This window comes from Halosimplex halophilum, from assembly GCF_004698125.1.
GTDB lineage: Archaea > Halobacteriota > Halobacteria > Halobacteriales > Haloarculaceae > Halosimplex > Halosimplex halophilum.
Map to the genome: position 1 here is coordinate 1,249,822 of NZ_ML214297.1, position 21,982 is coordinate 1,271,803.

Sequence of the window (21,982 nt, forward strand, 5' to 3'; positions counted from 1 at the left end):
GGGCCGCTTTCGCCGTCGGGGGCGCACTCTGCCCTACCGTCCGTGGGAGAGCCCGGCGATCAGCGCGTCCACGGCTCGCTTGACCGCCGCGCCCGACTCGATCCGGACCGTCCCGTCGTCGGTCGCGGACAGGTCCGGCCCGTCGACCGCGTCGGCGACCCGGTCGGCGAGCGGGTGGTCGGCGTCCGCGACCGTGTCGGCCTCGATAGACAGTGTCGCGGCGTCGGGGTGGAGCCGGACGGTCCCAACCCGCTCGTCGCGGTAGGCGACGCCGTAGCCGACGGTCCCATCGGGAGCGGGTTCGGCGTCGGGGTCGGCGTCGACGACGGACAGGTCGCCGAGGACGCCTCTGTCACGCCCGGAGAGCTCCGAGGAGAGCAGCTGGGCGATCCGCTTGCCGTCGGTGACGCGGTCTTCGACCATCAGTCGTCCCCCAGTTCGCCGGCGGCGCGGTCGGCCAGGTCGCCCAGTTCGACGCCCTGCCGGCGGGCGTAGACGACCGCGGCGGCCTCGACGGTGACGCCGAGGTCCGCCTGGAGGCCGTTGACCGCCGCGACGGCGTCCTGTTTCTCCACCCCGGACTGGACGATGGCGTCGAGCGCGCGCTCGAAGTTCGACCGCTGTCGCAACACGTCGTCGCCGGGCTCGAACCCGTCGGGGACGGTCACCTCCCGCGGGTCGAACGTGGGGTCGAGCTCGTCGTCCTCGCGGTCGAGCAGCCCCTCGGTGGCGGCCACGTCGACGAGCCGCTTGGCCTGCTCCGGGGAGAACCACTCGCGGTCCAGCGAGAGCGCGACGACGAACTCGCTCTCCGAGAGGGTCTCGCGGCCCTTCGCCCGGAAGGGGACGGCGACGGCGCGGCGCAGACTCATCGTCCGTCGATGGGCGCGGCCCGGCACGTAACGTTGCCGGTCGCCGACCGGCGGGCCCGGTCGGACGGTGCGCGACCGCCGCGAATGGCTCCGGCGCGAGCGAACGGCGTCCTCGGGGGGCGACGGCGACCGGGAGTCGAGAGGTTCAAGTAGACGCTGGGCGACTCCACGGGTATGAAGTTCCAGGGACGCTCCCCGCGCAAGCGCACCGGCGGTCGACGCCGGAACTTCCGGAAGAAGAAAAAGCACGAACTGGGCGACGAGCCGACCGAGACCCGCGTCGGCGAGACGCGCCTCAAGACGGTCGACGCCCGCGGCAACACCGAGAAGGTCCGCGCCGTCACCGCCGACACCGCCAGCGTCGCGGCCGACGGCGAGGTCGTCGCCGCCGAGATCGAGGACGTCGTCGAGAACCCCTCGAACCCCAACTACGTGCGCCGGAACATCGTCACCAGGGGCGCCATCATCGAGACCAGCGAGGGGCGCGCCCGCGTCACCTCCCGACCCGGCCAGGACGGCCAGATCAACGCCGTCCTCGTCGAGTAACCCCCGTTCTCTCACCGCGGTCGCCGCCGGGTCGTGACGGCGACCGCGTCTATATAGCGGTCCGTTCCACTCGATGCCGGAGGGGAGCCGCCCGTACCCCTCTTAGCGAGGCTTTTGGCGGTCGATCCCCCACTCACCGATGGCGTGCGGCGCTCACCACCGAGCGCCACCGAGCACCTGCACCCCGTTCGACGCGCGCCGCACGTCCCACCCGCGACTGCCACCTCGTCCGGGGCACCCCAGCCCCGTTTTCCGCGTCCCCGGTAGCGGCCGCTTACCGACGAGCTAACGGAGACACGGACGCGCAGTTCGTGTCCAGTCGTCGCCGCGGCGGTCGCCCCGAGCGAGCCGCCGGGCCTCAGGGGGACGGCGCCGCCTTCTGGAGCGCGCTCTCGGCGATGTTGCCGCCGTAGTCGGCGGTCCGGGACAGCGAGTCGACGACGAGCCCGAGCGACTGGGCGAGCTCGGGGTCGTCGAGGCCGCGGATCACGTCGTCCACGTCGCGGGCGCGCTCGTCGATGTCGGGCAGGTCGGCGCGGGCCTCGGTCGCGAGCGCGACCGCCTCGTCGGGGTCGTCCGCCAGCAGCGCGTCCATCGCGGTCTCCGGGACGGTGACGGCGGCGGTCTGGAGGTCGCTCAGCACCTCGGCGACCGACTCGTTGACGGGGCCGATCTCCAGGGCGATGTTGGCGATCTTGGTGGCGTGGTCGGCGATCCGCTCCAGCTGGCGGGCGCTGGACTGGTAGTCGAAGACGGTCTCGCGGGGGAAGCCGATCTCGGTGGCGGCGGCCGGGTTCCGCAGGACCGTCCGGAACACCCGCGAGACCATGTACCACAGCCGGTCGACGTCGTCGTCGCGCTCGATCACGTCGTGGGCGAGCTCGTCGTCGTCCTCCAGCAGGGCGGTCACGGCGTCGGAGAGCATCGTCAGCGACACCAGTCGCATCCGCGTGATGGCGTTGTGGACCGACAGCTCCGAGGAGTCGAGCAGATCCTGGAGGACGACCCGCTCGCCGGTCTCCTCGATGACCTCCAGGCCGACGAGCCCCTGGGTCGCCTCGCGGATGGTGCGGCGCTGGCCGGCGGTGACCCGGGCGGCCTCGAAGTTGATCACGTCGAACCCGCTGACGTACATCGTCATCACCGCGCGCGTGAGCTGGTCGCCCTCCAGCCCGTCGATCTCGATCGACCCCTCCTCGCGCTCCTCGTCGCTCTTCGGGGACAGCAGCAGGATGTCCTCCTCGGAGTGGAACTCAACGACGCTGCCCGCGCTCACGTCGTTCTCGGTCGCCCAGTCCTTCGGCAGCGACACCGTGTACGTCGACCCGCCCGTGACCTGGACCTTGCGCGTCTCCATAGCGGTGGGTCGTCGTCACTGACAAATAAATCAACCCCTTTCTATATATTTACAACTACGTACCGGTATATTGCAGCATATATCCCTCCGATTCGGCGCCGCTCCGGCGAATATCCGCGACGGGCACCGAGATTCGCGGTCGACTCCGATCGGCTATATATCCATCAGAGAGGGATATGATGGCCGTACCAGGACCGAACGCACGGGACGTTCCGGGCCGCGCCGACGAGAGCCGTGAAGCCGGGTCACGCCGGGGAGCGACATCGGCCACATAGAGCGGGTCTCCCGGCTTCCCCGACACGGGCCGTCGCGTTCGGCCCGCACCTCGGCGATACCCCGACCCTACCGGCGCCGGTCGCCCGTCCGTATCGTTTGGCATGGGTATGTACCACTATATAGGCATAATAGTAGAGTATTTAGTCAAACTGGGGCCACTGATCCGGTAATGCGGGAGAACCCTGTAACCCGCCGACAACTGCTGGCCGGCGCGGCGGGCGTCGCCGCGTCGCTGGGTGGCTGTATCAGTACGAGTCCCACACCGCCGGGACAGGCCGCGGGCGGGGCCGGCGGCGGTGGGGGCTCGAGTACCGAACTGCTCAAGGCCGGCGGCTCGTCGACGCTGTTCCCGATGGTCCAGCGCGCCGCGTCGTACTGGGCCTCGAACTATCCGCCGACCGACCGGGAGTACTGGGGGCCGAGCCAGTACGACATCGAGACCGACGAGCGGCTGGCCGACTACTGGGCGAGCAAGTACGGCTTCGAGGCCGACGGCGACGTGTCGCCGCCCTTCGAGGTGAACGTCGGCCTCAGCCACTCCGGGACCGGCCTGGAGAAGCTCCGTGACCAGCAGATCGACATCGGGAACGCGAGCGCGCCCGCGAGCGCCGAGTTCCCCGACGCCTCCGAGGAGGAGCTGTCGAGCTTCACGGAACACGTCATCGCCGTCGACGCCCAGCCCATCGTCGTGAGCACGGAGATCTACGACGCGGGCGTGACGAAGCTCACGGCCGAGCAGGTCCGCGGGATCTACACCGGCGAGATCACCCGGTGGTCGGAGATCCCGAGCTACGACGGCCCCGATAGGGAGATCCAGGCCATCGGACGCGCCGAGGGGTCGGGGACCGACACCGCCTTCCGGACGAACATGCTCGGCGGCCCCAACGCGCCGATGGACGGCGTCGACGGCCGGAAGGGACAGAACCAGCAGGTCAAGACCACCGTCTCGAGCTCCAACAACGCCGTCGCGTACATGGCGCTGGCCTTCACCGACGACTCGGTGCCCGCCGTCGAGCTCTCGTTCGACGGGACGACCTACACGCCGGGCGAGAACCTCTCGGACCCCTCCTACCCGCTCGCCCGGGACCTCCACTGTTACACCTGGGAGGGGACCTCGGCGAAGGAGGCCGCGTTCCTCCGGATGATCCTCAGCGACTTCGGCCAGCAGAACTTCGTCGAGACGGAGGGGTACTCGAAGCTCACGGCAGAGCGCCAGCAGGCGGAGTTCGACAAGCTGCCGGAGCCCGAAGCATGAGCGTTGCGACCCGACTCGACGGCCTGGACACCGGGACGCAGGTGATCGGGGGCGTCGGGACCGCCCTCGTCGCGGCCGCGATCCTCTCGTTTCTGGTCGCGCCGGCGCTGACGGGCCCCGTCCTGCTCGCCTTCGCCGTGTTCGTCGTCGCCGGCTACCTCGTCGCGGAGGAGAGCACCGCCCGCTTTCTCCTGTTCACGACGACCACCTCGACGGTCCTGATCCTCGGGTTCATCACCGTCTACCTGGTGATAAACGCCGTCCCGGTGTTCGAGGAGATGGGGCTGTACCTCCTCGTCGGGTCCGACCCGTTCTGGGAGACGGGGTCGAACGTCTACTCGCTGGTCCCGATGATGTGGGGGACGCTGGTGACGACCGTCATCGCGACGCTCGTCGCGGCGCCGCTCGGCGTCGCCGGCGCCGTCTTCATCAGCGAGGTCGCGCCCGCGTGGGCGCGAGAGATCGTCAAGCCGGCCGTCGAGATGCTCGCCGGCATCCCCTCCATCGTCTACGGGTTCATCGGCTTCACCGTCCTCTCGCCGTACTTCCAGACCGAGCTGAGCGTCCCGCAGCTCGGGAACATCTTCATCGTCGGGTTCGTCATCGGCGTGATGGCGCTCCCGACGGTCGTCTCGGTCGCGGAGGACGCCATCGCTGCCGTCCCCGACCCGACGAAAGACGGCGCCCACGCGCTGGGCGCGACGGACTGGCAGACGACCACCAGCGTCACGCTGCCGACCGCCTTCTCGGGCATCTCCGCCGCGGTCCTGCTCGGCGTCGGCCGCGCCGTCGGCGAGACGATGGCCGCGACGGTCATCCTCGCCAACGTCGTCGAGCTCCCCGCGCCGCTGACGGACGTCTTCGACAGCACGATCACGCTCACGAGCCTCATCGCCAGCCAGTACGGCGCCGCCAGCGGGCTCCAGATGTCGGGGCTGTTCGCGGCCGGCGTCGTCCTGTTCGTCACCGTGATGGGCTTCTCCGTCGCGTCGCAGCTCATCGAGCGGCGGATGAGCGAGCGGCTGGGAGGTGAACAATGAGCTACCGCACGGACCTCGACGACCGCGACGTCCTGGTCGCCGACGACTCCTCGACGCGCGAGCTGGTCAGCGGCGGGCTGGTCGCCCTGTCGTTCGCGTCGTTCGTCCTCGCGCTGCTCGCGCTCGCCCAGTACGTCCCGGCCGACACCGCCGTCGGCGGCGTCTCCGTCGCCGCGGCGCTGGGCGGGTCGCTGACCGCCGTCGGCGTCGGCGTCGTGGCGCTGGGGGCCGCCTCCTACGGCGGCCGCTTCGCGGCCGAACCCGGACACACCGGCGGGCTCGTCTCCGCGGCGTTCCTCGGGCTGCTGTGGTTCGCGGTCGGCGGGCTCGTCGCGGCCCAGACGCTCGGGCTCTCGACGGTCTGGCCGGTCGTCGCGCTGGTCACCGGCGCGGTCGGCGCGGGCGTCGCGCTGGTGGCCCGCGAGGACCTCGGCGTCACCCTCTCGGCCGGGCTGTTCGTCCTCGTCTCGGGGGCGGTCGTCGCCGCGGGCCTCGTCGGCCCGGGCTGGACGTGGAGCCCCGAGGGGTTCTCCATCACGCTGACGGGCGTCGTCGGCGTCCCGGTGATCGCGCTGTTCGCCGGGCTCGTCGGCGTCTGGACGGCCGCCCGCGTCTACGGCGGCTTCGGCCCGCAGGGCCGACAGCTGGGCGCGTACACCCTCATCGCCACGAACGCCGCCGGGATGCTCGCCCTCCTCGGCTCGCTGGTCGGGTTCATCGTCGTCCGCGGCTTCGGCCCGATGACCGAGGGGATCAAGTACGGCCTCTACTGGGGGCCGTGGACGTGGTTCAACCCGCCCGTCCTCGACACGTGGGTCGTTGTCGAGGGACCGATCGTCTGGTTCTACTGGCCGTTCGTCATGGAGGGGTACAGCACGCTCGGCACGGGCATCAACGGGGTGCTCCCGGCCATCGTCGGCACCGTCTGGCTGGTCGTCGGCGCGGTGGCGCTCGCGGTGCCGCTGGGCGTCGGCGCGGCCGTCTTCCTCACCGAGTACGCCGAGCAGGGCCGGTTCACCTCGCTGGTCGAGATCTCAACGAACGGCCTCTGGAGCACGCCGAGCGTCGTCTACGGGCTGTTCGGGCTGGCCTTCTTCGTCCCGCGGCTCGGCAACACCAGCTCGATCCTCGCCGGCCAGCTCGTCCTCGGGTTCATGCTGCTGCCGCTGGTGGTCATCACCAGCCGGGAGTCGCTCAAGAGCGTCCCCGACGAGTACCGCGACGCCAGCGCCGCGCTGGGCGTCTCCAAGTGGGAGACCATCAAGAGCGTCGTCCTCCCGGCCTCGCTTCCCGGGGTCATCACCGGCGTCATCCTCGGCATCGGCCGCATCGCCGGCGAGACGGCGCCCATCCTGCTCGTGACCACGAGCTCCCCCTTCCCCTCGGAGGTCGCCGGCGTCGTCGAGGGCGGCTTCCGGTTCACCTCGGCGTTCCCGTTCGTCGCCGTCCCCGACGTGAACCTCGTGCAGTCGTCGAGCGCGCTGCCCTACCAGCTGTACGCGGTCATCACCGCCGGGCTCGAGGCGAACATGGGCTTCGCCTGGGCCACGGCGCTGGTGCTGTTGCTCGTCGTGATGAGCTTCTACGCGGTCGGCATCGGCTCGCGGATCTACTTCAGGAGGAAACTCGACCAATGAGCGAAACCGACTTCACCCAGACCGACACCGACGAACCGACACCCGGAACCGACGCGGCCGTCGAACCCGAGACCACCGCCGGCGAGACCGAAGAGCGCGTCCGCGAGGAGTGGCGCGAGTACGAGTTCGCCGGCGAGACGAAGCTCAGCGTCGAAGATCTGGACGTCCACTACGGCGACGACCACGCGCTGAAGGGCGTCTCGATGGACATCCCCGAGGAGAGCGTCACGGCGCTCATCGGCCCCTCCGGTTGCGGCAAGTCGACGTTCCTGCGCTGCCTGAACCGGATGAACGACCGGATCAGCGCCGCCCGCGTCGACGGCTCGGTCGAGCTCGACGGCGAAGAGATCTACCAGGACGGCGTCGACCTCGTGGAGCTCCGCAAGCGCGTCGGCATGGTGTTCCAGGCACCGAACCCGTTCCCCAAGTCCATCCGCGACAACATCTCCTACGGGCCGCGCAAGCACGGCGACCTGAACACCGGGCTGGTCGCGCGCCTGCTCGGCCGCGACGACACCGACGAGGAGCGCGAGCTCGTCGAGCAGTCGCTCCGGCAGGCGGCGCTGTGGGACGAGGTCAGCGACCGGCTGGACGACAACGCGCTCGGGCTGTCGGGCGGCCAGCAACAGCGGCTCTGTATCGCCCGCTGTCTCGCCGTCGGGCCCGAGGTCATCCTGATGGACGAGCCCGCGAGCGCCCTGGACCCGGTCGCCACCTCGAAGATCGAGGACCTCATCGAGGACCTCGCCGAGGACTACACGGTCGTCGTCGTCACCCACAGCATGCAGCAGGCCGCCCGCATCTCCGACCAGACCGCCGTCTTCCTGACCGGCGGCGAACTCGTCGAGTACGACGACACCGGAAAGATCTTCGAGAACCCCGAGAGCCAGCGCGTCGAGGACTACGTCACCGGCAAGTTCGGGTAGCGCCTCCGGCTACCGGAGGACCGGGGCCGTCGGTATCGCGACACCGACACCGCCCGGGAGCGCCGTCAGTGCGACGCAGGCGGCGCCCGCTCGAAGTCGAACTCCTGACGCGACACCTGCTGGATGGCGACGGCGGCGACGTTCGCCCCGTACTCGGCGGTCCGCCGGAGGCTGTCGAGCACCAGTCCGGCGGTGTGGGCCTCGCCCGGGGCGTCGTGGTCGTAGAGGTCGCGGTCGAGCCGCTCGGTCGCGGACACCAGTTCGTCGCGGCCGGCGAGTGCCGAGTGGGCGGCCTCGACGCCGGCGTCGGCGAGGATCACGTCGCCCGCCTCGTCGACGACGCCGCAGGCGTCCGAGCCCAGCGAGACGACGCGGTCGGCGAACCGTTCGGGCAGCGCCGCGTCCGGGTCCAGCGCGAAGCGGGCGATCTTCACGGCGTGGTCGGCGACCCGCTCGAACTGCCGGCAGGCGTAGTAGTACTCGAACAGTTCGTCGCGCTGGTGGTCGAGCTTCTCGACCTCGTGGAGGTCGGTGAGCGCCCGCCGGAAGTGCCGGGTCACCATCGCGAACAGTTTGTCGGCCTCCGCCTCGCGGTCGACCACCCGTTCGGCCAGCGCCGCGTCGCCCTCGACCGCGGCCGTCACCGCGTCGCGGTGCATCGCGAGGGTCACCAGCCGGAGCCGGAGCGCGCTCTTGCGCACGTCCACGTTCTCGGCGTCGATGAGGTTCGTGAGCCGGATCCGCGTCTCCGAGGCCTCCAGCAGTTCGAACCCCGACAGCTCGGCGACAGTGTCCTCGACCAGCGCGCGCCGGTCGCCGTCGTGGCCCGTCGTGTCGGCGAGCGTCACCTCGTCGAACCCGACGGCGTGCAGCGCCCGGATCCGCTGTGCGACGGCGCTGTCGCTGCTCGTCGACACGTCGACCGTCGCCGACCGCGTCTCCTCGGCGCGCTCGGCGGCCGGCTCCACAAGCAGTGACCCGTCGGCGTTCGGGTACAGCGACAGGACCGACCCCGCCTCGATCCCCTGTTCGTTCGCCCAGGCCTTCGGCAGCGACACCGTGTACGTCGTCCCGCCGGACAGCTGGACCTTTCTCGTCTCCATACGCTGTCGGATCCCCACAGGTCCCAACTTAACGTTTATATGAACTGAACGTTCCGCTCCCGGACCATATATATCCGTACGGGGTCGGGAACAGAGGGGTAGAGACGAGCGCGAGCGCGGCGCGGACGGACGCTATATAGCCGTCCGGACACTCGGTGGAGCACCCCTTTGTCACGACCGTCCCAGGGCGGGATATGGCTCGCAGAACCTGGCACCGATCGCGCGGCGCGACGCGCCAGGGCCGTGACGCAACGCTCGCCCACGTCGTCGAAGCGATCGACCGGACCGCCCCGGAGACGAAGGCCGACCTCGCGGCGACGGTCGGCATCTCCGAGCAGTACCTCTCGGAGCTGCTCCGGGAGCTCAAGCGCGAGGACGCGGTGCGGAAGGCCTACGTCGTCGACGACGAGGCGGTCTACGAGGCGGCCGACACCGTCTCCCGGCTCCTCGAACCCACCGGTGTCCCCCAGTCCGGGGGCGACGAAACCGGGGCGAACGGCAACACCTCCGGTGGCGAGCGCCGCGGGCCCGCCGTCCTCGACCTGCTCGAACGCCTCGACGAGGTGACCGCCACCCAGTACGAGGCCGCCCGGCTCGCCGTCGTCGGCGACGAGCCGGACCAGCCTGCCGGCGCCCTCGAATCGCTGGCCAACGAGCGGTACGGTGCCGTCCTCGAGGAGCTGAAGTCCTACACGCTCACGAACGACTGGCCGGCCAACCGCGTCGCCTCCGACCTGGCGACCGTGGCGACGAACCTGGAGATCGTCGGCGACCGCGCCTGCTTCGTCGCCGACGTGGCCGACAGCCAGCCCGTCGCGGCGACCGGCGTCGTCGAGGAGCGCGTCCTCGACGTCTTCGCCGCCGGCGACCGCATCAACGACCACTTCCGCGACGTGCTCTTCGAGGGCGAGCTGGCCGCCCACGACCGGCTCCGCGCCGAGGAGGAGACCGTCCACCGCGACCTCGACGAGCTGTTCGAACTCGTCACCGCCTACGACCCCGAGCTGTACGGCTCGCTCGTCACCGTGACCCGGGCGCTCGAACGGGCCATCTACTACTGGGTCGACGCCGCCGAGATCGCCGTCCGGCTCCACGCCGGCGTCGAGCCCGACCACGCGATGATCTGAGGACCGGGCCGCTCCGGGCTGACGGCGACCGCACTCGGGGGCCGGACCGATAACCGACCCCTCGAACCCGGAACGCGCCGGTCAGGACCTCTCGTCACCGAGGGGCGTTCGTCGAAACCACCTCCAGCCGCGGCGACACAGCAGCGCGCCGAGCCCGACCTGAACGAGGCCGCTCGCACGGTGATCGGTCGCCCATCGTCAGTCTGCGTCCGGCTGTGTGACCGCCGCCGCGTCGGGCGCGTACTCGTCGAGGAAGGTGTCGAGGTCGCGGAACGCGTCGAGGCGCTCGGCGAGCGTCTCGTGGTCCCAGTCCCACCACTCGGTGGCCTCGATGCGCGCGGCGATCTCCTCGGGGAACCGCCGGCGGACCGGCTCGGCGGGGACGCCCGCGACGACCGTGTACGGTTCCACGTCGGCAGCCACGACCGCGCCGGCGCCGACGACGGCGCCGTTGCCGATCTCGACGCCGGGGAGGACGACCGCGCCGTGGCCGATCCACACGTCGTGGCCGACCGTCACCGGCTGGTCGGCCCGCCACGCGAAGACCGACTCGTCGTCCTCGCCCAGGTCGTACGCCGCCGCGCGGTAGGTGAAGTGGTGGGCGGCCGGACGGTCGATGGGGTGGTTCGTCGGCCCGAGCCGCGCGTCGCTGGCGACCGACCCGAACTTCCCGACGGTCGCGTAGTCCAGCTGGACCCGCTCCATCAGGTAGGTGTAGTCGCCGACCGCCGATTCGTTGATGCGCGTCCCGGGGCGGACCTCGGTCCACGCGCCGAGTTCGCTCTCCGTGACGGAGACGGGGTCGTGGATCGTCGGCTCCGGCGAGAGCTCGCCGCTGCGGTCGGGGCCGTAGGATTCGAAGTAGGTCATGGCTGAGTGGTCACCGACGGGACGGTGGTCAGGGGCGACCCCGGCGGCCGAGCGTCGAGGCGAGGATGTTCCTGGGCACGTTCACGAACGCTTCGACGACGCCGGTCTTCGACCCGCCTTCCGTCTCCTCTTCGCGGAGGTACGACCGGACGCGCTGGCTCGCGAGTTCGACCGACCCGGCGAGCAGGAAGATGAGGATGATGCAGGCCATCATGTCCGTGTACTTGAACAGCTGGCGCTGGGTGTAGAGTTCGAGGCCGAGGCCGCCGCCCCCGATGAGGCCGAGGCCGATCGCGGCCCGGACGTTGTGTTCCAGATCGAAGGCGACCCAGGCGATGAACTGCCGGAACACCTGACTGAGCATCCCGAAGGGGACGATCTGCGACTTGCTCGCGCCGGTCGAGCGGATGCCCTCGATCGGGCCCTCCTCGATCTCCTCCAGTTCGTCGGTGAACAGTCGGCCGAGGTAGCCGGTCGTGTCGACCATGATCGCCAGCGCGGCGGTGAACGTCGAGACGCCGGCCAGCGGGATCAGGATCAGGAACCAGACCAGCCCGGGGATCGCGCGGATGAGGCTCATCGTCCCGCGGAAGAGGAAGTTGAACGGGTACGGGACGACCCGCTCGCTCGACATGACGCCGAAAAACAGCGCCAGCGGGAGGCCGAGCACCGACCCGGCGACGGCGACCGCGAGCGTGTCGAACATCGCGCCGGGGACGATCGTGACCCCCTCGTAGAACAGCGGCGGGACGAGGCCGAGTCCCAGCAGGCTCCCGCCGGACTCGACTCGCAGGATCAGGTTCTCCGCCAGCATGAACGCCCAGTACTCCCCGAGGTCGACGAACGGTATCGAGAGCCCGGTGAACGGGATCACGAGCGCCCCGGGCGGGAAGTACGGCGACTCACCCATGGTGAGCGCCTCGAGGAACTGGGGCCACTGGGTGACCAGCTCGCCGACGGAGAAGTTGATGACCTCCAGGCTCAGCCCGAACACGACGCCGACGCCGACCAGCCCGAGGAGCGTGTAGAGCCGTCGCTTCGTCTTCCGCCACTTCAGCTCCGTCAGTTTCTGCTCGACCGGCGAGTCGCCGATCTCCTCGACGCCGAAGTACTCCCCCGGTGACCGGTCGCTCAACCGGCGCCCGCTCATTGCGAGACCACCCGCTCGGCCGCCGGCTCGCCGTCGAGGCTCGCGGGCTCCCCGTCGGCGCTGTCGGCCAGGCCGACCGTCTCGACGTCGCCGTAGAGGTCGTCGATCAGCTCGGGGGTGAGGTCGTCGCGGCGCACGTCGAAGAGCAGCTCGCCGTCCCGGAGGCCGATGAACCGCTCGCCGAAGTGGGCGGCGATGTTGACCTGGTGGAGGCTGACCAGCGCCGTCACGTCGTGCTCGGTCGCGGCCTTCTTCAGGTACCCCATGACGGTCTCGGCGCTCGCGGGGTCGAGGCTGGCGACGGGCTCGTCGGCCAGCAACAGCCCGGGGTCCTGCACCAGCGCCCGGGCGATGCCGACGCGCTGTTGCTGGCCGCCGCTCATCTGGGAGACCCGCTGTCCGGACTCCTCGAGCAGCCCCACCGTCTCCAGCGCGTCGAGCGCGCGGAGCTTGTCCTCGCGGGACTGCCACTGCAGCAGGCTCGTCAGCACCGACACGCGGTCGAGCGACCCCGTCAGCGCGTTCAGGTACGCCGAGACGCCCTCGACGAGGTTGTGCTGCTGGAAGATCATGCCCACGTCCGACCGCGAGCCCGATATCGGTGCGCCGTCGAGGCGGATCTCGCCCGCCGTCGGCTCGGTCAGCCCGTTCACGCACCGCAGCATGGTGGACTTGCCGGCGCCGGATTCGCCCAGCAGCACCGCGAACTCGTCCTCGATCTCGAACGAGACGCCGTCGAGCGCCGTCACGTCGCCGTACTCTTTCCGCAGGTTTTCGACTTTCAGTGTACTCATTGTAACGTGGTGTCGTCGACGGCGTCGCTCAGGCCGCGGGGTCGATCCCGACGGCGTTCATGCGCTTTATCACCGGCTGGTAGGTCTCCATCGAGGTGTCCTGCAGCGTCGTGAACGGGAGTTCCTCCTCGTTGTAGTCGCTGGGGTAGTACTGCTGGATCTTCTCCTTGGTCGAGTTCACCAGCACTTCCCCGATCTCCTGTTTCTTCGGCGAGTCCCAGGTCTTGCGGGCGTAGACCGGCTGTTTCGGGATCGGGAACGAGAACCAGACCGGGCGGAGCTTCGGCTCCTCGGTGTCGAGCGTGTCCAGGTAGGAACTCTTGTTCTTGACGCGGTCCGGGAAGTCCGACTCGTACTTCTCGGGGATATGCGGCAGGCCGTTGCCGCCCCACGTCGTCGCGCCGACGGCCTTGTCGTTGGCGACCCGCTGGATCGCCTGGTCGTGGTCCGACCAGCTCCCCTCGAAGTCAACGGGGTCGCCGGTCGGGGCCTCGCCGATGTCGAGCCCGGCCTCCTGGAGGGCGTAGAGGGCGAAGATCGAGCCGCTCGTCGACAGGCGGTCGGCGAACGCCCAGGTCTTGCCCTCCACGTCCGCGGGGCCCTGTACGTTCGAGTCCGGCTGGGTGAGCATCACGGAGAAGTAGAACGCCGAGCCGCCGGTGACGGTCGTCCCGTACACGTCCATGATGTCGGGGTTGGAGATCAGCGTCACGTCGTCCATGCCGATCTCGGCCTGTTCGCTCTGGAGCGCCGGGCGGATCGCCGAGTAGTTCAGCGGGACGCGCATCGTGACGTCGACGCCGTCGACCTCCCCCTCGATGAGGTTCTTCATCGGCATGTAGCGCCGCTTGGCGTCGCTGGGCGTCCCCGGCGTCAGCACCATCGTTATCTCCTCGGCGTTCGGTCCGGGGGTGCCGACCGTGGCACCGCCGGTGGAACCCGAGTCGGTGGCCGTCGAACCGCCCGACCCGCTGCCCCCGTCCGAGGAGCCGCCGTCGGTGCCCCCCGACCCGGACGAACCGCTGCACCCGGACAGCGCGACGAGCGCCGCGACGCTCGACGCGCCGCCCGCGAGGAACCGCCGCCGTTTCACCCGACCGCTACCTGTCGAACCCGTCCCTGTCGATCCCTCGCCGCAAGTCTGGTCTGACATCACTCGAACGGCTACCCGGGGACGGAATAACCGTTGGCTGCGTAGAGTCCGGAGACGCCCCGGGACGCTCCGGGAGCCGGCACCCGACTGTCTCGGGTCCGTACTGGTCCGGATCCGACGAGACGGGAGGTGGCTACGACCGCGGACCGGCCGGCGGGATAGAGAGTACCCAGCGAAGACTTACCCGGAGCGTTTCGCTTGGTCGGAGCGATCACATGGACGATCCACACGACCGGTCGGACCGCTTCGAACTGATCGCCGCCGCCGACGGCGACGAGCTCGAACGCCTCGCGGACTCGGTGCTCGCCGAGGACCCCCACCTGCGGGTGCTCCAGGAGCCACGGCCACAGCTCGTCATGCAGCGGGTCCGCGAGCCCGTCGAGCGCCGCCCGTTCAACCTCGGGGAGGTCGTCGCGACGCCGGCCGAGGTGTCGTTAGAGGGAGCCCGCGGGTTCGCGATGGTCCCCGGCAAGGCCGAGCGCGCCGCCTTCGCGGGCGCCGTCGTCGACGCCGCCGTCGCAGCCGACCACGCCGTCACCGACGAGGCGGTCGAGGCGCTCTCGCAGGCGGCCGAGGCGCACGACCGCGAGCGCCGCCGGGAGTGGGCGGAGAGCCGCCACACCACCGTCGAGTTCGAGACGATGGAGGACGACCCGTGAGGGCGCTCGGGCTCGACCCCGTCCACGACACCCGGCGGACCTTCCGGGCGCTGTGCGACGCGACGAGCCGCCCCGGGAGCGTCGTCGCCGTCGACGCCGACCCCGCAGACCACGCCGTCCTCGCCACCCTCGTCGACCACGAGGTGACGACGTGGACGCCCGACGAGCGGCTCCGCGAGGTGCTGGACAGCCAGGGCCGGCTCGACGCGGCGGCGCCGACCAACGCCGACGTGGTCCACGCCGTCGGGTCCCCGGAGTGGGACGTGCGCGAGTGCGACCGCGGGACGCTCGTCGAACCCAGCGAGGGCGCGACCGTCGTCTACCGCGTCGACGACCTCGGCGACGCCGACGATCCCGGGCTCACCGGCGTCGAACTCGCCGGCCCCGGCGTCGACGGCACCCGTCGCTTCGGCGTCGGGCTCCCCGCCCGCGAACTCGACCGGCTCGGCGACGCGCAGTCGACCTACCCCCGGGGCGTCGACGCCTACTTCGCGGCCGGCGACCGCGTCGCGGCGGTCCCGCGGTCGTCGGACCTGGAGGTGCTGTAGATGGGGTACGTCGCTGTCACCGCCGGCGAGGAGATCATCGAGCGCGCGGCGGACCTCTTCGAGAAGCAGCGCCTCGACGGCGACTCGGCCACGCTGTCGGTCGACCAGCTCGACGACCAGCTCTCCAGGCTGACCGCCCAGGCGATGAGCGAGGGCGGGCTCTACGCCCCGCGGCTCGCCGCGCTGGCGGTCAAGCAGGCCCAGGGCGACACCGTCGAGGCCGCCTTCCTCCTGCGGGCCTACCGCTCGACGCTCGAACGGTGGGAGGAGACCGAGCCGGTCGACCCCGACGAGCTGTTTGCGACCCGCCGGGTCTCCCCCGCCTACAAGGACGTGCCCGGGGGCCAGATCCTCGGCCCGACGAAGGACTACACCCAGCGGCTGCTCGATTTCGACCTCGACGGCGAAGCGGGGAGGGACGGGCCGGCCGACCGTGACGCGGGGGTCGGTCCCGGTGACGCGGCGGACGGTCCGACCGACCCCACCGCCGACTGGGACCTCCCGGAGGGCGAGCCGACGACGGTGGAGAACGTCATGGAGATCCTCCGGGCGGACGGCCTCGTCCACGACCCCGACGCGGACGCCGACGGGGCCGGGGACGGGACCGACGACGGAGCGGACAGTGGAGCCGACGACGAGTGGGGCGAGCCGGCGGACACGACGCGGGAGTCGGTCACCCACCCGCCCGGCCGCGACGCGGTGCTCCAGGAGCTCGCACGCGGCGAGACGGGCGCGGTGACCGCGCTGGGCTACTCGGCGATGCGCGGCTACGGCCAGGTCCACCCGACGCTCGCCGAGGTGCGCGTCGGGAAGCTCCCCGTGCGGATCACCCACCCTTACACCGGCGAGGCGGTCCGCGTGACCGACGCGGAAGTCACCGAGTCCGAGGCGGTCGTCCCCGTCTACGAGAAGCGCGAGGACCCCCAGTTCGCCTTCGGCTACGGCCTCTCCTTCGGCCGCAACGAGCGCAAGGCCATCGCGATGACGGTCCTCGACGCCTCGATCCAGCTCGACGGCGCCGACGAACCCGCCGAGGACCCCGAGTTCGTCCTCGACAACGTCGACGGGATGGATTCGTTCGGGTTCATCGAGCACCTCAAGCTCCCCCACTACGTCACCTTCCAGAGCATCCTCGACCGCATCCGCGCCATCCGGGAGGGGCGCGACCACGACCCCGACGCGGACGGCGACCCCGACGCGGACGGCGACCCCGACGCGGACGGCGACCCCGACCCCGACGCGGACGGCGACTCCGACCCCGACGCGGACGGGCCCCCGGACGGGGAGACCGACCCGGAGACCGACGAACCGGTGGCGACCGCGGGAGGCGACGATGACTGACCGCGGCACCGAAACGACCGCCGCGTCGCCGGCAGACGACGCGACCGACGGCGACTCGACGGCCGCCGACGATTGCGCCGGCGAGGCAGTCGGCGCCGACTCGGTCGCCGCGGCCGTCGAGGGCCTCTCGGGCGGGGGGCCGTCGGGGTACAACTACGCCTATCTCGACGAGCACACGAAACGCGAGGTGCGCCGGGCGGTCCTGAAGGGGATCGCGATCCCCGGCCACCAGGTGCCGTTCGCCTCGCGCCCGATGCCGCTGGCCCGCGGGTGGGGCACCGGCGGCATCCAGACCTCCCTGTCGCTGCTCGGTCCCGAGGACACCTTCAAGGTCATCGACCAGGGGAGCGACGAGAGCGTCAACGCCGCCAACGTCCGCCGGCTCGCCGAGACGACCGCGAACGTCGAGACCGCCACCGACACCACCGAGGCCGACGTGGTCCAGACGCGCCACCGGATCCCCGAGGAGGTCCTGACCGACGACCAGATCCTCGTCCTCCAGGTCCCGATCACCGACCCGCTCCGGAAGGTCGACTCCTCGGACGCCGCCAACCGGCGCCGCCACGCCCACGCCAACTACGGGAAGATGTGGGTCCACCTCTACGAGAACGTCGTCGAGTGGGGCGAGATCCAGATCGCCAGCCGCTACCCGGTGATGGTCGCCGACCGCTACCTGATGGACCCCTCGCCCATCCCGCGGTGGGACGTGCCGAAACTCGACGACGCCGACACCCTCTTCCTGTTCGCCGCCGGCCGCGAGGCGCGGATCTACGCCGTTCCGCCCCACACCGAGGTCGAACCGCTCGCCTTCGAGGACGAGTCGTTCCAGGTCGAGCGGTTCCCCGACCAGGCCTGCCGGTCATGCGGCTCGACGGACACCTACCTCACCGAGGTCGAGACCGACGACGGCGACCGGCTGTACGTCTGCAACGACACGAGCTTCTGCCTCAAACGGCAGGACGACCCCGCGCTCGCGAAGGACCACCACCTCGACCGCGACGGCGTCGACTGGGGGCCGGGGACGCCGGGCAGGCCGCCGGTGGACGGGACCGCCGAGGCCGCGGACAGCGGAGAAGGGGCCGACGGCGAGGGAGGTGACGGCGCGTGACGCTGCTGGAGGCGACGGACCTGGAGACGGTCTACGGCGACCCCTGCGGCGAGTGCGTCGCGCGGACCGGCGACGAGGCGGGCACCAACCAGTGCCCGGTCTGCGGCGCGGTCGTCGCCTGCGCGGACGTGTCGCTCGACGTCGAACCCGGCGAGGTGCTGGGTATCGTCGGCGAGTCGGGGTCGGGCAAGTCCAGCGTCGCGGAGCTGCTCGCGCTCGAACGGAACGCCGACGGGCACACGGGCGGCGACGTGCGCCTGCGCGGCCACGACGGCAACCTGCTGGCGGCCGACTACGAGACGCGCCACCGCCTGCGGACGGGCGAGATCGGGCTCGTCCACCAGCACATCCGCGACGGGCTGAACCTGGCGTTCACCGGCGGCGGGAACGTCGCCGAGAAGCTGCTCGCGGCGGGCGAGCGGTCGTTCGGCGACGTGCGCGAGCGAGTCCGCGAGCTCTACGAGGCGACCGAGGTCCCCGTCGACCGGATGGACGACCCGGCCGAGACCTACAGCGGCGGGATGCAGCGCCGCGTGCAGATCGCCCGCGCGCTGGCCACGGACCCCGAGGTCGTGGTCCTCGACGAGCCGACGACCGGGCTCGACGTGAGCGTCCAGGCGCGCGTCCTCGACATGTTCCGGCGCATCCAGCGCGAGGCGGACGTGGCCGCCGTCGTCGTCAGCCACGATCTGGGCGTCGTCCGATTGCTCGCCGACCGGACCCTGGTCATGCGCCACGGCCGCGTCGTCGAGCGCGGCCTGACGGACCGCGTCATGGAGGACCCGCACCACGAGTACACGCAGACCCTGATCAACTCGGTCATATGACAGACGTTCTCACCGTCGAGGGGCTCTCGAAGACCTTCGACATGCACGCGCTCGGCGACAAGCGAGTCGTCGGGCTGGACGACGTAACGTTCGCCCTCCGCCGCGGCGAGTTCCTCGCCGTCGTCGGCGAGTCCGGCAGCGGGAAGTCCTCGCTGCTGAAGTGCCTCTACCGCACCTACGACCCCACGGCCGGCTCGGCCGAGTACCACCCCGAAGACGTGGACCTGGCGACCTGCGACGACCGGACGGTGATGGCCCTGCGCGATTCGGCCGTCGGCTACACCTCGCAGTTCCTCGACGAGATCCCCCGCGTCCCGGCGGTCGACGTGGTCTCGCGGCCGCTGCGCGAGCGCGGGACCGACCCCGAGGCGGCCCGCGAGCGCGCCCGGGAACTGCTCGACGCGCTCGGGCTCCCCGAGGCGCTGTGGGACGCCTACCCGGCGACGTTCTCGGGCGGCGAGCGCCAGCGGGTCAACCTCGCGCAGGCGCTCGCGCCCGAGCCGGATCTACTGTTGCTCGACGAGCCGACGAGCGCGCTCGACCCCGAGACGCGCGCCGCCGCGGTCGAGTTGCTCTCGACGGCGACCGCCGAGGAGACGGCCGTCATCGGCGTCTTCCACGACCGCGAGGTCGTCGAGTCGGTCGCCGACCGCGTCGCCGTGCTCGACGACGGCCGCCTCCAGCGGGTCGTCCCCGTCGCGGAGTTCTCCGGGGAGGTGGTGGCGTGAACGGGACCGGCGAGTCGGCCGCGACGGTCGCGGACCGGACGGACGCCTTCGCCGTCACCGACGCCCGCGTCGTTACGCCCGACGCCGTCGTCGACGGGGGCGTCCGGATCGAGGGCGACCGCATCGTCGACGTGGGCGAGGTCGACACCGACGGGGCCGTCGGGATCGACGCCGACGGGCAGTTCCTCCTCCCGGGGCTGGTGGACCTGCACGGCGACGACATCGAGTCGCACCTCCACCCGCGGTCGGGCGCGCGCATGGACACGCACATGGCGCTCGCCGCGGCGGACCGCGCGAACATCGCCGCCGGGATCACGACGAAGTTCCACGCCATCTCCTTCGAGACCGACCCCGACTCGGGCCGGTCGCCGGAGCTCGGCGCCGAGATCACCGCGGCCGTCGACGCCGCCGAGGACCTGCTGGCCGACCACCGGATCCACGCCCGCTGCGAGGTCACGGAGGCCGACTGCGTCGAGGCGGTCCTCGACGTGGTCTCGGCGGGCGACGCGGACCTCGTCTCGGTGATGAGCCACATCCCCGGCAAGGGGCAGTTCCGCGACCGGGAGGCGTTCGTCGAGTACTACCGCGAGTCGGACAACCACACCGTCGCGGAGGCCGAGGAGATGATCGCCGAGCGCGGCGACATCGAGCTGGCGACGCTCCACGAGCGCGTCGAGCGGGTCGTCGAACGGGCCCACGACGCGGGCGCCGTGACGGCCTCCCACGACGACGAGGACCCCGCCGAGGTCGAGCGCCTCGCCGAGACCGGCGTCGACGTGACCGAGTACCCGATCACCATGGAGACCGCCCGACGGGCCGCCGACCTCGGGATGACCGTCGCGATGGGCGCGCCGAACCTCGTCCGCGGCGAGAGCCAGTGGGGCAACCTGGAGACCGCCGCCGCCATCGACGCCGGCGTCGTCGACGCGCTCGTCGCCGACTACCACCCGCTGTCGATGCTCGCCGGCGCGTTCGTCGACACCGGCGAACCGCTCCCCGAACGGGTCGCTCGCGTGACGGCCAACCCCGCCGCGGCCGTCGGCCTGTCCGACCGCGGCCGGCTCGAGACCGGGGCGCGGGCCGACCTCGTGCTCGTCGACCGCGACCCCACCCCGACCGTGAGCCGCGCGTTCGTCGCGGGCGAGCCGGTCTACCGCGCGGAGGGGTCGCGATGAGCTCCGTCGGCGCCGCGATGGACGTGCGCTTCGGCGCCACCGTCGCGGAGTTCGTCGCCTACCTCGACGAACTGGGCCTCTCGCATCTGGAACTCAAGCGGGAGTACCTCCACGGCCACCCCGATGCCCCCGACCCCGAGACGGTCGGCGAGATCGCCGACGAGTACGGCGTGACCGTCACCTACCACGCGCCGTTCCGCGACTGGAACGCGGGCAGCTTCAACGACGCCGTCCGCGAGGCGTCGGTCGACCAGGTCAAGCGGACCATCGACGACGCGGCCGCGGCCGACGCGGGCGCCGTCGTCGTCCACGGCGGTTCGGTCCCGACGCGCTACCCCGAGTGGGTCCGCGAGACCGCCCGCGAACACGCCCACCGCTCGCTCGCCGAGTGCGCCCAGTACGCCCAGCTGGTCGGCGTCCCGCTCTGCCTGGAGAACCAGCCGGTCGACGACCAGCGGCGCCGCTACACGACGACGCCCGAAGACCTCGAATCGATGCTCGACGAGGTGGCGGTGGCCCCCGAGTACCTCGGCGTCACGCTCGACGTGGGCCACGCCAAGGTCAACGGCTACCACTGGCGGAAGTTCGTCGACCGCTTCGGCGACCGCATCCGCGTCTGCCACCTCTCGGACAACGACGGGACCGCCGACGACCACGAACCGCTCCCCGACTACCGGCGCATCGTCGACGCCGTCCCCGCCGACTACTTCGCCTTCGAGATGAAGTCGGTCGGCGACATCGCACGATGTATGGGAGTCGACCCCGAATCGGTCGACACCCCCCTCGCGACCCCGAGTGACCCATGACAGGAACCTACGACGCGGTCGTCTTCGACCACGATGGCGTGCTCGTCGAACTCACCGAGATGGACCTGCTGCGCCGCGCCGCCCGCGCGGCCTTCGAATCCCACGGCGTCTCGGACCCGCCCGAGGCGCTCGTCGAACACGCGGCTAACGGCGAGCTCGACGACCTCGCCCGGGTCGAGGACGCGCTGGACCTCTCGCTGGCCGACTACTGGGCCACTCGCGAGGACCACGCCGTCGCCCACCAGTGCGACGCCATCGAGTCCGGCGCCAAACCGCTGTACGACGACGTGACCGCGCTGGCGGACCTCCCCCACCGGAAGGCCGTCGTCAGCAACAACCAGCACGAGACGGTCCGGTTCGTCGTCGACCACTACGACCTGGCCGACCACTTCGAGCACGTCGTCGGCCGCGACCCCACCGTCGAGGGCGCCCGCCGGCGCAAGCCAGAGCCCCACTACCTCGACGCCGCGCTCGACGAGCTGGGCACCCGCGACGCACTCTACGTCGGCGACTCCCCGAAAGACGTGGAAGTCGCCCACCGCGCGGGCGTCGACAGCGCCTTCCTCCGGCGCGACCACCGGGCCGACACCGTCCTCGACCGCGAGCCCACCTACGAGGTCGAGACGCTGACCGCGCTGGCCGAGCGGCTGGCCGACTGACGGCTCCCGGGGCCCCAGCGCCGCC

General features: G+C 71.1%; 23 protein-coding genes. 15 read left to right on the top strand and 8 right to left on the bottom strand.

What is annotated here, in order from left to right:
* Positions 1-33: 33 nt before the first annotated feature.
* Both E3328_RS06340 and E3328_RS06345 read right to left on the bottom strand, forming a co-directional pair.
* Positions 34-423: a DUF7993 family protein gene (locus tag E3328_RS06340; protein WP_135363748.1), complete on the bottom strand. Its 390-nt coding sequence runs from the start codon at positions 421-423 to the stop codon at positions 34-36.
* Positions 423-872: a DUF2240 family protein gene (locus E3328_RS06345; protein ID WP_135363749.1), complete on the bottom strand. Its 450-nt coding sequence runs from the start codon at positions 870-872 to the stop codon at positions 423-425. The genes E3328_RS06340 and E3328_RS06345 overlap by 1 nt, the downstream gene beginning before the upstream one ends.
* A gap of 174 nt (positions 873-1,046) precedes the next feature.
* On the opposite strand from E3328_RS06345, the gene E3328_RS06350 reads away from it, so the two are divergent.
* Entirely contained in the window at positions 1,047-1,418 is a 372-nt protein-coding gene (locus E3328_RS06350) for a 30S ribosomal protein S8e (RefSeq protein WP_135363750.1), read from the top strand.
* A 358-nt stretch (positions 1,419-1,776) separates the two neighbouring features.
* Here the strand turns inward: E3328_RS06350 and E3328_RS06355 are convergent, their stop codons facing one another.
* Positions 1,777-2,775: a phosphate signaling complex PhoU family protein gene (locus E3328_RS06355; RefSeq protein WP_135363751.1), complete on the bottom strand. Its 999-nt coding sequence runs from the start codon at positions 2,773-2,775 to the stop codon at positions 1,777-1,779.
* A gap of 445 nt (positions 2,776-3,220) precedes the next feature.
* Here E3328_RS06355 and E3328_RS06360 point away from each other — a divergent pair, with 445 nt between their 5' ends.
* From E3328_RS06360 to pstB, 4 genes are read left to right on the top strand one after another with little or no spacing between them, the layout of a single operon-like run.
* The gene (locus tag E3328_RS06360; protein WP_135363752.1) at positions 3,221-4,306 is read left to right on the top strand and encodes a PstS family phosphate ABC transporter substrate-binding protein; all 1,086 of its coding nucleotides are present in this window, start codon (positions 3,221-3,223) and stop codon (positions 4,304-4,306) included.
* Entirely contained in the window at positions 4,303-5,346 is a 1,044-nt protein-coding gene (gene pstC, locus E3328_RS06365; RefSeq protein ID WP_135363753.1) for a phosphate ABC transporter permease subunit PstC, read from the top strand. The genes E3328_RS06360 and pstC overlap by 4 nt, the downstream gene beginning before the upstream one ends.
* Positions 5,343-6,983, top strand: coding sequence for a phosphate ABC transporter permease PstA (gene pstA / locus E3328_RS06370; RefSeq protein WP_135363754.1), 1,641 nt, complete (start codon positions 5,343-5,345; stop codon positions 6,981-6,983). The genes pstC and pstA overlap by 4 nt, the downstream gene beginning before the upstream one ends.
* The gene (pstB, locus tag E3328_RS06375; protein WP_135363755.1) at positions 6,980-7,909 is read left to right on the top strand and encodes a phosphate ABC transporter ATP-binding protein PstB; all 930 of its coding nucleotides are present in this window, start codon (positions 6,980-6,982) and stop codon (positions 7,907-7,909) included. Before pstA ends, pstB begins: the two co-directional genes overlap by 4 nt.
* Positions 7,910-7,974: 65 nt before the next feature.
* On the opposite strand, the gene E3328_RS06380 is transcribed toward pstB, so the two are convergent.
* Positions 7,975-9,012 (bottom strand): phosphate signaling complex PhoU family protein, encoded by a 1,038-nt coding sequence (locus tag E3328_RS06380; protein WP_135363756.1) that lies wholly within the window; start codon positions 9,010-9,012, stop codon positions 7,975-7,977.
* A gap of 194 nt (positions 9,013-9,206) precedes the next feature.
* Here E3328_RS06380 and E3328_RS06385 point away from each other — a divergent pair, with 194 nt between their 5' ends.
* Complete coding sequence (locus E3328_RS06385) at positions 9,207-10,139, top strand: PhoU family transcriptional regulator (RefSeq protein WP_135363757.1); 933 nt, start codon at positions 9,207-9,209, stop codon at positions 10,137-10,139.
* A gap of 198 nt (positions 10,140-10,337) precedes the next feature.
* Here E3328_RS06385 and E3328_RS06390 read toward each other — a convergent pair whose 3' ends face one another.
* From E3328_RS06390 to E3328_RS06405, 4 genes are read right to left on the bottom strand one after another with little or no spacing between them, the layout of a single operon-like run.
* Complete coding sequence (locus E3328_RS06390) at positions 10,338-11,009, bottom strand: DapH/DapD/GlmU-related protein (protein ID WP_135363758.1); 672 nt, start codon at positions 11,007-11,009, stop codon at positions 10,338-10,340.
* A gap of 28 nt (positions 11,010-11,037) precedes the next feature.
* Entirely contained in the window at positions 11,038-12,159 is a 1,122-nt protein-coding gene (locus tag E3328_RS06395) for an ABC transporter permease subunit (RefSeq protein ID WP_135363759.1), read from the bottom strand.
* On the bottom strand, positions 12,156-12,953 hold the full coding sequence (locus E3328_RS06400) for a phosphonate ABC transporter ATP-binding protein (protein WP_135363760.1): 798 nt from the start codon (positions 12,951-12,953) through the stop codon (positions 12,156-12,158). The genes E3328_RS06395 and E3328_RS06400 overlap by 4 nt, the downstream gene beginning before the upstream one ends.
* 28 nt (positions 12,954-12,981) lie before the next feature.
* On the bottom strand, positions 12,982-14,106 hold the full coding sequence (locus E3328_RS06405) for a PhnD/SsuA/transferrin family substrate-binding protein (protein WP_135363761.1): 1,125 nt from the start codon (positions 14,104-14,106) through the stop codon (positions 12,982-12,984).
* A gap of 215 nt (positions 14,107-14,321) precedes the next feature.
* Between E3328_RS06405 and phnG the strand changes: the two genes are divergently transcribed.
* The 9 genes from phnG to E3328_RS06450 are packed head-to-tail and all read left to right on the top strand — an operon-like array spanning position 14,322 to position 21,957.
* Positions 14,322-14,765 carry a phosphonate C-P lyase system protein PhnG gene (gene phnG, locus E3328_RS06410; protein WP_135363762.1) on the top strand — a complete coding sequence of 148 codons (444 nt, stop codon included), beginning with the start codon at positions 14,322-14,324 and terminating at the stop codon, positions 14,763-14,765.
* Positions 14,762-15,313, top strand: a complete 552-nt coding sequence (gene phnH / locus E3328_RS06415; protein WP_135363763.1) for a phosphonate C-P lyase system protein PhnH — start codon at positions 14,762-14,764, stop codon at positions 15,311-15,313. Before phnG ends, phnH begins: the two co-directional genes overlap by 4 nt.
* The gene (locus tag E3328_RS06420) at positions 15,314-16,654 is read left to right on the top strand and encodes a carbon-phosphorus lyase complex subunit PhnI (RefSeq protein WP_246022911.1); all 1,341 of its coding nucleotides are present in this window, start codon (positions 15,314-15,316) and stop codon (positions 16,652-16,654) included.
* Positions 16,647-17,762 carry an alpha-D-ribose 1-methylphosphonate 5-phosphate C-P-lyase PhnJ gene (locus E3328_RS06425; protein ID WP_135363764.1) on the top strand — a complete coding sequence of 372 codons (1,116 nt, stop codon included), beginning with the start codon at positions 16,647-16,649 and terminating at the stop codon, positions 17,760-17,762. Before E3328_RS06420 ends, E3328_RS06425 begins: the two co-directional genes overlap by 8 nt.
* Entirely contained in the window at positions 17,759-18,589 is an 831-nt protein-coding gene (locus tag E3328_RS06430) for an ATP-binding cassette domain-containing protein (RefSeq protein WP_135363765.1), read from the top strand. The genes E3328_RS06425 and E3328_RS06430 overlap by 4 nt, the downstream gene beginning before the upstream one ends.
* The gene (locus tag E3328_RS06435) at positions 18,586-19,317 is read left to right on the top strand and encodes a phosphonate C-P lyase system protein PhnL (protein ID WP_135363766.1); all 732 of its coding nucleotides are present in this window, start codon (positions 18,586-18,588) and stop codon (positions 19,315-19,317) included. The genes E3328_RS06430 and E3328_RS06435 overlap by 4 nt, the downstream gene beginning before the upstream one ends.
* Positions 19,314-20,492, top strand: coding sequence for an alpha-D-ribose 1-methylphosphonate 5-triphosphate diphosphatase (locus tag E3328_RS06440; RefSeq protein WP_135363767.1), 1,179 nt, complete (start codon positions 19,314-19,316; stop codon positions 20,490-20,492). Before E3328_RS06435 ends, E3328_RS06440 begins: the two co-directional genes overlap by 4 nt.
* Positions 20,489-21,298, top strand: a complete 810-nt coding sequence (locus tag E3328_RS06445; protein ID WP_135363768.1) for a sugar phosphate isomerase/epimerase family protein — start codon at positions 20,489-20,491, stop codon at positions 21,296-21,298. The genes E3328_RS06440 and E3328_RS06445 overlap by 4 nt, the downstream gene beginning before the upstream one ends.
* Complete coding sequence (locus tag E3328_RS06450) at positions 21,295-21,957, top strand: HAD family hydrolase (protein ID WP_135363769.1); 663 nt, start codon at positions 21,295-21,297, stop codon at positions 21,955-21,957. The genes E3328_RS06445 and E3328_RS06450 overlap by 4 nt, the downstream gene beginning before the upstream one ends.
* Positions 21,958-21,982: the final 25 nt, after the last annotated feature.